The following is a 12,018-nucleotide window of genomic DNA, read 5'->3' on the forward strand; positions in this document are numbered from 1 at the left end:
TCAGCAGGCGTGGGGCGGCCGCCCGGATAAAGTCAGGATTTAGCAGTGAACGTAAGCATTAGCAGGCAGGGCTGATGGCCATGCCTGTAAAGTGTATGGTTAAATATTTTATCTTATGGAAAATAATAAGTGTTATGTCTTGTTTGATTTCCTTAGTACGGATTTATGCAATGTTTTAACGATTGAGAATCATTATAAATGCAAATCATTATCATTCAACAACGAGAGTAAACATTTGCGCATAACAGAACTTTTTGATTGTTTAATGTGATGTTCGTCACATAAATAAGCGGGTGAATATTAAGCTCTTAATATTCCTATGGGAAGAATCTGTATTTTTTATACATTATTTTGTCTAAGTGGGGGCGTATTTTACTATCAAAAGTTATATTTAGACGCAGTATTTGTAAGTGTAATAACTTTTACCGACGGAACGTTTGCACGCCGCACCTGATTATTTCAAAACAAGGGCAACAATAATATTCGCATTAAGCGTTTGGGCGGATATGCAAAAAGGGGAGTAAATTTTCGGGCAGGGGAGTAAATAAATAAGAAGGCCGATCATCATGATCGGCCCTATATTTATATCTTATTACATTTTGCCATTATTCTACACGCAGTATACGGCTGGTATTGGTGGTGCCGATGGTACTCATGACATCACCCTGGGTGATGATCACCAGATCGCCGGACAAAAGATAACCTTTATCACGCAGTAAATTCACGGCATCTTGTGCACCCGCTACCCCGTCATTTACGCTGTCGAAGAAGACAGGGGTGACGCCACGGTAAATCGCGGTCAGGTTCAGGGTGTGTTCGTGACGTGACATGGCAAATATCGGCAGACCGGAGCTGATACGGGACAACATCAGCGCAGTACGACCCGATTCAGTCATGGAAATGATGGCTGTCACGCCTTTCAGATGGTTTGCTGCGTACATGGCAGACATCGCAATGGCTTCTTCGATATTATCGAATTCCACGTCCAGGCGGTGCTTGGAGACGTTAATGCTGGGGATTTTTTCTGCACCCAGACAAACGCGTGCCATGGCCGCCACGGTTTCAGCCGGATACTGACCCGCTGCCGTTTCCGCTGACAGCATCACCGCATCGGTGCCATCGAGCACGGCGTTCGCCACGTCCATCACTTCTGCGCGGGTTGGCATCGGGTTGGTGATCATTGATTCCATCATCTGGGTCGCCGTGATCACCGCGCGGTTTAACTGACGTGCACGACGGATCAGTTTTTTCTGGATACCGACCAGCTCAGGGTCACCGATCTCGACACCCAGGTCACCACGGGCCACCATGACAACGTCGGAAGCCAGAATGATGTCATCCATTGCTTCATCTGTCGCTACCGCTTCAGCACGTTCAACTTTAGAAACAATCTGCGCATTACAGCCTGCATCGCGGGCCAGACGGCGCGCATAGTTAAGATCTTCGCCAGTGCGTGGGAATGAAACTGCCAGATAATCTACGTCCATTTTGGCCGCAGTAATAATGTCTGCTTTATCTTTCTCAGTCAGGGCTTCGGCAGAAAGGCCACCGCCCAGCTTGTTGATGCCTTTATTATTAGAGAGCGGGCCGCCCACGGTAACTTCGGTGAACACTTTCATGCCCTGAACTTCCAGTACTTTCAGCTGCACACGGCCGTCATCAAGTAACAGAATGTCACCGGGCACCACATCGGCCGGCAGACCTTTATAATCGATACCTACTTTTTCTTTATCGCCTTCACCTTTACTCATATTGGCATCAAGCAGGAATTTGTCGCCGATATTGAGGAAAACTTTACCTTCCTTAAAGGTTGATACGCGGATTTTTGGGCCTTGCAGATCGCCAAGGATCGCGACGTGGCGGCCGAGACGCGCGGCTATTTCACGGACTTTGTTAGCGCGGAGGATGTGATCTTCAGGGGTTCCGTGGGAGAAATTCATACGCACAACATTTGCACCAGCAGCAATGATCTTCTCAAGATTATTGTCGCGGTCAGTTGCAGGGCCGAGTGTGGTAACGATCTTCGTTCTTCTGAGCCTTCTGGACATGCCTAACTCCGTTAACTGATGAAAAATGGTAATGCAAAAAACAGCGAGCCCACATTAGGTTTAGGTGTAATTGTAATACAAAAGGGTTTCACCTGTGTGACCCGCTGACCTCATGTCTGACATTTACCCTGCGCACTTTGCGCGTAGATTTCCCGCCAGACTCCCTATTAAATCAATGGTGCTGTGTTCATATGTTCTGTGAATGATTTGATGTGCCGACCCGTGGGCGAGCTTATTCTGACAGGTTAGGGACGACTATCCCCTTATCAAAGCGCGATTCTTTCAACGCTTCTTTGACCCGCTTCAGGTTATCTCTGAATTTTGTCCCACGGCGCAACGTAAACCCGGTAGCCAGCACATCAATCAACGTCAGTTGTGCGATACGCGAAACCATCGGCATATAAACGTCGGTATCTTCCGGAACATCCAGTAACAGAGCCAGCGTTGCCTCATGCGCGAGTGGCGTATTAAAGGAGGTGATGGCAATGACCGTGGCGTCATTTTCGCGGGCAAGTTGCGCCAGCTCGACCAGATTTTTAGTGCGGCCCGTGTGGGAAATCAACACCACCACATCGCCTTCGCTGGAATTCATGCAACTCATGCGCTGCATAACAATGTCATCGAAATACACCACGGGAATGTTAAACCGGAAGAATTTGTTCATGGCATCATGCGCCACGGCGGCTGATGCACCCAGTCCGAAGAAGGAAATCTTTTTTGCCTGGGTGAGTAAATCGACCGCGCGGTTGATAGCTGTAATATCGAGGGTGTTTTTCACCTGATCGAGGCTGGCCATGGCTGATTCGAAAATTTTACTGGTGTAAGCGCTGACGCTGTCGCTTTCATCCACGTTACGGTTCACATAAGGTGTACCGTTTGCCAGACTTTGTGCCAGATGTAATTTAAAATCTGGAAACCCTTTTGTGTCGAGGCGACGGCAAAAACGGTTTACAGTAGGTTCACTGACGTCCGCCATGCGGGCGAGAGTGGCAATACTGGAGTGAATGGCAATGTGCGGAGATGCCAGAATAACTTCGGCGACTTTGCGTTCTGACTTACTCAGAATGTCAAGGTGGGTCTGGATTTTTTCCAATGTATTCATAAGCATGACACTCATAGGTTTCAACGATTTCTTTGAAAAGAGGAAATCGTAGTGATTTGATGAAAATATACTACGCGCTTAATGCCGTTGGCAGCGTCAGTCAGACGAAAAAACCGCTTTTTTTGTCAGAGTTTGACCGAGATCTAACTTTCAGTATGGTAAATTCTGTTCAGTTTTGTCATAAAATTACAGAATGTTGTGGGTTTTGACAGCAGCTGAGATACTTATGATAAAAACAAGGTTTTACGCAGAGTTATCCCCTTGTCAGATCATGGTTTACGGCTCACAGGCAATCAGAGTACATTGTTGCTGAAATAAAATTACAATATGTACCCGAGATAATTCGAGTTGCAGCTCACGCACAGCAACCAGAAATATGTTAGGTATTCCTGCATTGAGGAGAAGAACATGGCGGTAACTCAGACAGCCCAGGCGTGTGATCTGGTAATTTTCGGTGCAAAGGGCGATCTTGCGCGCCGTAAGCTGTTGCCTTCCCTGTATCAGTTAGAGAAAGCAGGTCACATTCACCCCGACACCCGCATCATCGGTGTGGGACGTGCGGAATGGGATAAAGCGGCCTATACCGAAGTGGTTAAAGAAGCACTGACCACCTTCATGAAAGAAAAAATTGATCCGGAACTGTGGGATAAACTCAGTGCCCGTCTTGATTTCTGTAACCTTGATGTCAATGATGTTAAGCATTTCAAAGTGTTGGGCAAAATGCTCGACCAGCAAAACCGCGCTACCATTAACTACTTTGCGATTGCGCCAAGTCACTTTGGTGCGATTTGCCGCGGCCTGGGTGAAGCAGGACTGAACAAAGAGCCTGCGCGGGTCGTGATGGAAAAACCACTGGGACACTCTCTGGAGTCTTCTCAGGTCATCAACGATCAGGTGGCTGAATACTTTGCTGAGTCCCAGGTTTACCGTATTGACCACTATCTGGGTAAAGAAACGGTACTGAACCTTCTGGCGCTGCGTTTTGCTAACAATCTGTTTGCCAGCAACTGGGATAACCGCACGATCGATCATGTGCAGATCACGGTCGCTGAAGAGGTCGGTATCGAAGGCCGCTGGGGTTACTTCGATGACGCGGGTCAGATGCGCGACATGATCCAGAACCACCTGCTGCAAATTCTGACCATGATCGCCATGTCGCCTCCGGCTGATCTGAGTACCGACCGTATTCGTGATGAAAAAGTCAAGGTGCTGCGTTCCCTGCGTCGTATCGACCAGTCAAACGTGCGTGAAAACACGGTGCGCGGACAATACACTGCAGGCTTTGTGCAGGGCAAAAAAGTTCCCGGTTATCTGGAAGAAGAAGGGGCGAAAAAAACCAGCAGCACCGAAACCTTCGTGTCTATTCGTGTGGATATCGACAACTGGCAATGGGCTGGAGTGCCGTTCTATCTGCGTACCGGTAAACGTCTGCCGAGCAAGTGTTCCGAGGTCGTGGTGTATTTCAAAAATCCTGCGCTGAACCTGTTCCGTGATTCTTACCAGCAACTGCCGCAGAACAAACTGACCATTCGTCTGCAACCGGACGAAGGTATTGAGATCGAAGTGCTGAACAAAGTGCCAGGTCTTGAACACAAGCATCGTCTGCAAACGACCAAGCTGGATCTGAGCTTTACTGAAACCTTTAATGAACAGCATATTGCCGATGCTTACGAGCGTCTGCTGCTGGAAACCATGCGCGGGATCCAGGCGTTGTTTGTGCGTCGTGATGAAGTGGAAGAGGCCTGGAAGTGGGTTGACTCCATCATGAACGCATGGGCGGCAGAGAGCGAAGCACCAAAACCGTATCAGTCCGGGACCTGGGGACCCGTCGCTTCTGTGGCGATGATCACCCGCGACGGGCGTTCCTGGAACGAATTCGAGTAACGGATAATGTAGGGAGTCTTGACTCCCCCAAATAAATGAAGTCGCCGCAAGGCGGCAAGTAAGTGAGACCCGGTGAGCTGACATGCGTCCTTGATTCGGGTTAACACGCACAGCCGCTGCGGCTTCAGATATGACGGGGAGAGAAATATCGTCCAATCGGGTGTGGTCGGTTACTGGCGGAGAAAGTCTCTGCCGGTCCCTGTGGCAGGGGCGCGCCATCAATCACAACGGTGCCTGCGGGCATAAATGGAGAAAAAGATGAAAAACTGGAAAACAAGCGCGGAACAAATTCTGACCTCAGGGCCGGTTGTTCCTGTGATTGTTATCAACAAACTGGAGCATGCCGTTCCGCTGGCCAAAGCACTGGTCGCTGGCGGCGTACGTGTGCTGGAAGTAACGTTGCGTACCCCATGCGCAATGGATGCGATCCGCGCCATTGCCAAAGAAGTACCGGACGCTATCATTGGCGCCGGGACTGTGCTCAATCCTGAGCAACTGGCTGAAGTGACCGAGGCGGGTGCCCAGTTTGCGATTAGCCCTGGCCTGACAGATGCTCTGCTGAAAGCAGCCAATGCCGGTTCTATTCCTTTAATTCCGGGGATCTGCACCGTATCCGAACTGATGATGGGGCTGGATGCCGGTCTGCGTGAATTTAAATTCTTCCCGGCTGAAGCCAATGGCGGCGTGAAAGCGTTGCAGGCGATTGCCGGTCCGTTCCCGCAGGTGCGTTTCTGCCCGACCGGCGGGATTTCACCGAAGAACTATCGTGATTACCTGGCGCTGAAAAGTGTGTTGTGTATCGGTGGTTCATGGCTGGTGCCAGCTGATGCGCTGGAAAGTGGTGATTACGCACGTATCACTGAACTGGCAAAAGAAGCGGTTGCTGGTGCTACGATCTAAAACTGCGACGTACGAAGAATGAAAACCTCCTGCGGGAGGTTTTTTTATATCTGCTGATCAGCAATTAGCGTGCGGCAATGATTTTAATTTCAATTTTATACTTCGGGTTCATCAGGTTGGCCTGCACCGTACAGCGCACCGGTGCATTGCCCGGCGATACCCATGCGTCCCAGGCTTCATTCATTGCCGGGAAATCATCTTTATTGACCAGAAACAAGGTGGCATCAAGAATTTTGCTCTTGTCTGAGCCTGCTTCCGCCAGCGCGGCGTCAATGATCGCCAGCGTTTCCGCTGTCTGATCTTTTGCATCCGCGTCCAGATTTTCCGGTACCGCCGTATAGTAAATGGTGTTGTTATGGATAACGATGTCGGACATCCGTGGCTCAGGGCGGATACGCTCGATGGTCATGTTTATAGCTCCCGTTAGTGACTTTTTTATGATGCCGCTAAGGGTATCACAAAGCATGAATACGTTGGATTGACAGATGGCGGTGGTAGTCGGGCCGGGGGATTGGCATAATCACTGCTGATCCGTACAGGCAGAGAGACGCAGTGACAGACGATTTCGCAACAGACGGCGCACTGGCGCAGAAAATTGAAGGTTTTAAACCCCGTGAACCTCAGCGCCTGATGGCGCAGGCTGTCAGCAAAGCCATCAGCGGTAAACAAGGGCTGGTGGTGGAAGCCGGAACCGGGACCGGTAAAACCTATGCGTATCTGGCACCCGCATTGCGTTCCGGCAAAAAAGTCATTATTTCCACCGGTTCGAAAAACTTACAAGATCAGCTCTATTCCCGCGATTTGCCCAAAGTTGCCAGTGCGCTGAACTTCAAAGGCCGTCTGGCCCTGCTGAAAGGGCGCTCAAACTATTTGTGCCTGGAACGGCTGGAGCAGCAATCGCTTTCCGGCGGCGATCTGGCCAGCCAGGCACTCAGTGAACTGGCGCATCTGCGTCACTGGTCAAGCAGTACGGAAGAGGGTGATATCAGCACCTGCACCGTGGTGCCGGAAGACAGCTTTGTCTGGCCGTTGGTAACCAGTACTAACGATAACTGTCTGGGTAGTGACTGCCCGCTTTACAAAGAATGTTTTGTGGTGAAAGCCCGCCGTAAGGCGATGGACGCCGATGTGGTGGTGGTAAACCATCATCTGTTTATGGCGGACATGGTGGTGAAAGAGAGCGGCTTTGGCGAGCTGATCCCCGAAGCTGACGTGATGATTTTCGACGAAGCCCATCAGATCCCAGATATTGCCAGCCAGTATTTTGGTCAGCAAGTCACCAGCCGCCAACTACTTGATATGGCGAAAGACATCACTATTGCTTACCGGACTGAGGTCCGTGACTCTGTGCAATTGCAGAAAAGCGCTGACCGGTTAAGCCAGAGCACGATGGATTTCCGTCTGGCGCTCGGTGAGCCCGGATTTCGCGGCAATCTTCGTGATGTCCTTAGCCAGCCGGCCATTCAGCGTGCCTTACTGTTGCTTGATGACGCGCTGGAACTTTGTTATGACGTGGTCAAACTCTCTCTCGGCCGTTCTGCGCTGCTGGATGCCGCTTTCGAGCGCGCCACGCTTTACCGCAACCGTCTCAAGCGCCTGAAAGATGTGTCGATCCCCGGTTACAGCTACTGGTACGAATGCAATTCACGTCATTTCGTCCTGGCGCTGACGCCGTTGTCGGTGACTGACAAGTTCAGCGAAATGATGAAAGAAAAACCGGGGGCATGGATTTTCACCTCTGCAACGTTGTCGGTGAACGACCAGTTGCATCATTTTACGGAACGGTTGGGTCTGGATGAGGCAGAAACGTTGTTGCTGCCGAGCCCGTTTGATTACGCCAGACAGGCTCTGTTATGTGTTCCGCGCTTTTTGCCCGAATCGAATGTGCAGGGCGGTGCAAAACAGCTGGCACGTATGCTGCGCCCGCTTATCGAAGCCAACAAAGGCCGCTGTTTCTTCCTGTGCACGTCTCATAAAATGATGCGCGAGCTGGCAGAAGAATTCAGGGCCAGCCTGACGCTGCCGGTTTTATTGCAGGGTGAAACCAGTAAAGGTCAGCTGCTGGCGCAATTTGTCGAAGCCGGTAATGCGTTACTGGTTGCCACCAGCAGTTTCTGGGAAGGCGTGGACGTGCGCGGGGACACGCTGTCATGCGTGATTATCGACAAATTGCCGTTCACGTCCCCTGACGATCCGTTGCTCAAAGCCCGTATTGAAGATTGCCGTCTGCGCGGCGGAGATCCGTTTAATGACGTACAACTCCCGGATGCTGTTATCACCCTTAAGCAGGGCGTCGGACGTTTGATCCGTGATACGGATGACCGCGGTGTGATGGTGATTTGTGATAACCGGTTGGTTATGCGCCCTTATGGCGAAGTTTTCCTCAACAGTTTGCCGCCCACACCACGTACCCGTGATCTCACACACGCGATTCGCTTTTTACAGAACGCCGAAGAGCAGAATTAGCCCTTTGTTTATGCTAAGATGCCGCCCCGAAAAAGGCTCTTATACCCGTCACATTTCACGTTGCAGATGCGTTGACTGCGCTCGCTCACCCCAGTCACTTAGTTATCTAAGTTCCCGGGGATTCACGAGCTTGTGGTCTCCCTGCAACTCGAAGTATTTAGGGTATAACTTATTAATCTCCCCGCCTGAGGTCTGGCATGTCCACGCGAATTTTAGCAATTGATACGGCGACAGAAGCCTGTTCGGTTGCGCTTTACAATCAGGGCGAAACGCTCGCTCATTTCGAACTCTGCGCCCGCGAACATACGCAGCGTATTTTGCCGCTGGTGCAGCAAATTCTCGCCGAAGCGGGACTTTCCCTGAAACAACTCGACGCACTGGCTTTCGGCCGAGGCCCGGGCAGTTTCACCGGCGTGCGCATCGGTATTGGTATTGCCCAGGGCTTATCGCTTGGCGCGGAACTGCCTTTGTTACCTGTCTCAACGTTGCAAACGATGGCGCAGGGTGCTTATCGCCAGACCGGCGCTGATCGTGTGCTTGCCGCCATTGATGCACGTATGGGCGAAGTGTACTGGGGGGAATTTACCCGTGATGTACAAGGTATCTGGCACGGCGAGAATACCGAAAAGGTCATCAAACCTGAACAGCTTCTGGCGCGTGCAGGTGAGTTAACCGGGCGTTTTGCCACAGTAGGCACCGGCTGGGAAGCTTACCCAGATTTACTGGGTGAATCGCCGGTGGTGGAATTATTTGATGGCAAAATGTTACTGCCACAGGCGGAAGACATGCTGCCGCTGGCGCTCCGGCTCTGGGAAAACGGTGTTCGCGTTAATCCGCAAGACGCTGAACCGACTTACCTGCGTAATGAAGTTACGTGGAAAAAGCTGCCGGGCCGATAAACGATGGCAACTTGTGCATCAAAAGACGGTCAAAATGAAGAGTTTGCACAGGAGTCATCGTAATGCGTAAGTGGTCTGTTGTTCAGCAGTTATCAGGTATTGCGGGTAAGAAAATGGCGCTGAGTGCCGTGGCGCTCAGTGTGCTGGTATTATCCGGTTGTGTCACGGTACCCGATGAGATTCGGGGTACTACGGCTACGCCGCAAATGAATTTACAGGCCGTACAAGGTGCGCCTGGTTTGTATGTCGGCCAGGAGTCGCGTTTTGGCGGAAAAGTAATCTCTGTGACCAACCTGCAAAACAGGACGCGTCTGGAAATCGCCACCGTTCCGCTGGATGACGGTGCTCGTCCGATTTTAGGGGCGGCATCGCGCGGGCGTATCATGGCCTACATTAACGGCTTTGTGGATCCGGTGGATTACCGTAATCAACTGGTGACCGTCGTCGGGCCTATTACCGGTGTGGAAAAAGGCACCATCGGCCAGACGTCTTATGATTTCGTCACCGTTAATGTCAACAGCTACAAACGCTGGCGGATACAGCAACAAGTCGTTATGCCTCCGCAACCTATCGGTCCGTGGGGCTATGGTTTTGGTGGACCTTATGATTCCTGGGGGCGAGGGTTTGGTCCCGGCTGGGGGCCAGGCTGGTATAACGCTGCACCGGCACGGGTCGAAAACGTCGTCACCGAGTAGACCGCCTCCGCCGCACGGCGCACCGCCTGCTCGTGGCGCACCACGCCCGGCGGCAGTAAAACCGGCAGCGGCACATGGGGTTGTGCTGCTGCCAAAGAAATGACATGAAGAAAAGATCGTTGTTAAGGCGGCTTAATTGCCGCCTTTTTATTTTTCGCCATGGACGGTTTGGCAAAGTCAGGGCGCAGAAAAAGTGACCCGCCTCTCAACCTCGACATTGTTTGAAACGCAACTGGTAAGCTGAGTTAAAATATTGTTAAAGACGTGATAAAACTCGTCGAATAGAGACGGCAACAGAACATGATTTCAGGAGTGATACCTTGGAAAAGGTTTGGCTAAAACGATATCCGGCAGATGTTCCTGAGAACATCGATCCAGACCGCTACAGTTCGCTGGTCGAGATGTTTGAAAATGCCACACTGCGTTACGCAGACAACGCGGCATTTATCAACATGGGCGAGGTGATGACTTACCGCAAGCTCGAAGAGCGCAGCCGTGCTTTCGCCGCCTATTTACAAAATGAACTGGGACTCAGAAAGGGCGATCGCGTTGCCCTGATGATGCCTAATTTGCTGCAATATCCGATTGCCCTGTTTGGTGTATTGCGCGCCGGTATGGTGGTGGTCAACGTCAATCCGCTGTATACGCCGCGCGAACTTGAGCATCAGCTTAACGACAGCGGTGCCAGTGCCATTGTGATTGTTTCCAACTTCGCCCATACCCTGGAAAAAGTGGTGTACAAAACCCAGATTAAGCATGTGATCCTCACCCGGATGGGCGATCAGCTTTCTGCGGCGAAGGGTACCCTGGTTAACTTTGTGGTGAAATATATCAAACGGCTGGTGCCGAAATACCACTTGCCGAACGCGATTTCCTTCCGCACCGCCTTACAGCGCGGGCGTCGTCTGCAATACATCAAACCTGAAATCATTAATGATGATCTGGCGTTCCTGCAATATACCGGTGGAACCACAGGGGTGGCGAAAGGGGCGATGCTGACTCACCGTAACATGCAGGCGAATCTGGAGCAGGCGAAAGCAGCCTATGCGCCATTGTTACAGCCGGGGCATGAGCTGGTAGTGACCGCGCTCCCGCTGTACCACATTTTCGCCCTGACAGTGAATTGCCTGCTGTTTCTTGAACTGGGGGGTAAGAGCCTGCTTATCACCAACCCGCGCGATGTCGCGGGGATGGTCAAAGAGCTCGGTAAATATCCGTTCACCGCCATCAGCGGTGTAAATACGTTGTTCAATGCGTTGCTCAATAATGAAGATTTCCGTGAGCTTGATTTCTCCTCGCTGCGTCTTTCGGTCGGCGGCGGAATGTCGGTTCAGAAATCAGTGGCTGAGAAGTGGGAAAAACTGACCGGTAAACATCTGCTGGAAGGTTACGGGCTGACAGAATGTTCACCCCTGGTGGCGGGCAATCCGTATGATCTGAAACATTACAGTGGCAGTATCGGCCTGCCGGTCCCGTCCACGGAAGTCCGTCTTGTGGATGATAACGGACAGGATGTTGCACCGGGCCAGCCTGGAGAGCTGTGGGTCAAAGGTCCACAGGTTATGCTGGGTTACTGGCAACGCCCTGCCGCCACCGACGAGGTGCTAAAAGATGGCTGGTTATCGACGGGCGATATCGTTACAGTGGATGAGCAGGGCTTCTTACGGATTGTCGATCGTAAAAAAGACATGATTCTGGTTTCCGGTTTCAATGTTTACCCTAACGAAATTGAAGAGGTGGTTTCACAACATGACAAGGTACTCGAAGTTGCCGCCATTGGTGTGCCGGATGAGTCGTCGGGTGAAATCGTCAAAATTTGCGTGGTGAAGAAAGACGCCTCACTGACCAGCGAAGAGCTACTCGCACATTGCCGCCGGTTATTAACCGGTTACAAAGTACCGAAGATTGTTGAGTTCCGCGATGAGTTGCCGAAGTCAAATGTCGGTAAAATCCTCAGAAGGGAACTTCGTGACGAGCAGGTGAAACCTAAAGCCCGTCCGAAGCAGGATGCGGCATAGCAGATT

The 12,018-nt window shown here is 51.3% G+C and carries 9 protein-coding genes; 6 read left to right on the plus strand and 3 right to left on the minus strand.

Translation table 11 applies throughout. The annotated features are described in order from the left end of the window. Positions 1 to 605: 605 nt before the first annotated feature. Positions 606 to 2,048, minus strand: coding sequence for a pyruvate kinase (pyk, locus tag ACOZIO_RS00615; protein ID WP_129951103.1), 1,443 nt, complete (start codon positions 2,046 to 2,048; stop codon positions 606 to 608). A 232-nt stretch (positions 2,049 to 2,280) separates the two neighbouring features. Beyond that, a complete protein-coding gene (locus ACOZIO_RS00620) occupies positions 2,281 to 3,150 on the minus strand; it encodes a MurR/RpiR family transcriptional regulator (protein ID WP_129951104.1) in 870 nt (289 codons plus the stop codon). A 408-nt stretch (positions 3,151 to 3,558) separates the two neighbouring features. Here ACOZIO_RS00620 and zwf point away from each other — a divergent pair, with 408 nt between their 5' ends. Both zwf and ACOZIO_RS00630 read left to right on the plus strand, forming a co-directional pair. Next, positions 3,559 to 5,034, plus strand: a complete 1,476-nt coding sequence (gene zwf / locus ACOZIO_RS00625) for a glucose-6-phosphate dehydrogenase (RefSeq protein WP_129951105.1) — start codon at positions 3,559 to 3,561, stop codon at positions 5,032 to 5,034. A 258-nt stretch (positions 5,035 to 5,292) separates the two neighbouring features. Next, positions 5,293 to 5,934, plus strand: a complete 642-nt coding sequence (locus ACOZIO_RS00630; protein ID WP_129990812.1) for a bifunctional 4-hydroxy-2-oxoglutarate aldolase/2-dehydro-3-deoxy-phosphogluconate aldolase — start codon at positions 5,293 to 5,295, stop codon at positions 5,932 to 5,934. A 64-nt stretch (positions 5,935 to 5,998) separates the two neighbouring features. Here ACOZIO_RS00630 and ACOZIO_RS00635 read toward each other — a convergent pair whose 3' ends face one another. Further along, the gene (locus ACOZIO_RS00635; protein ID WP_129951107.1) at positions 5,999 to 6,343 is read right to left on the minus strand and encodes a RidA family protein; all 345 of its coding nucleotides are present in this window, start codon (positions 6,341 to 6,343) and stop codon (positions 5,999 to 6,001) included. Between the two features lie 143 nt (positions 6,344 to 6,486). On the opposite strand from ACOZIO_RS00635, the gene ACOZIO_RS00640 reads away from it, so the two are divergent. The 4 genes from ACOZIO_RS00640 to fadD all read left to right on the plus strand — a co-directional run bounded on the left by ACOZIO_RS00640 (position 6,487) and on the right by fadD (position 12,012). Further along, on the plus strand, positions 6,487 to 8,400 hold the full coding sequence (locus ACOZIO_RS00640; protein WP_129951108.1) for an ATP-dependent DNA helicase: 1,914 nt from the start codon (positions 6,487 to 6,489) through the stop codon (positions 8,398 to 8,400). A gap of 197 nt (positions 8,401 to 8,597) precedes the next feature. Beyond that, entirely contained in the window at positions 8,598 to 9,299 is a 702-nt protein-coding gene (tsaB, locus tag ACOZIO_RS00645; protein WP_421594810.1) for a tRNA (adenosine(37)-N6)-threonylcarbamoyltransferase complex dimerization subunit type 1 TsaB, read from the plus strand. A gap of 62 nt (positions 9,300 to 9,361) precedes the next feature. Next, a complete protein-coding gene (locus ACOZIO_RS00650; RefSeq protein WP_129951110.1) occupies positions 9,362 to 9,994 on the plus strand; it encodes a Slp family lipoprotein in 633 nt (210 codons plus the stop codon). Positions 9,995 to 10,314: 320 nt separating this feature from the next. Then, on the plus strand, positions 10,315 to 12,012 hold the full coding sequence (gene fadD, locus ACOZIO_RS00655) for a long-chain-fatty-acid--CoA ligase FadD (RefSeq protein WP_129951111.1): 1,698 nt from the start codon (positions 10,315 to 10,317) through the stop codon (positions 12,010 to 12,012). Positions 12,013 to 12,018 lie beyond the last annotated feature (6 nt).

This window comes from Rahnella sp. PD4 (assembly GCF_049199325.1).
GTDB classification, from domain to species: domain Bacteria; phylum Pseudomonadota; class Gammaproteobacteria; order Enterobacterales; family Enterobacteriaceae; genus Rahnella; species Rahnella perminowiae.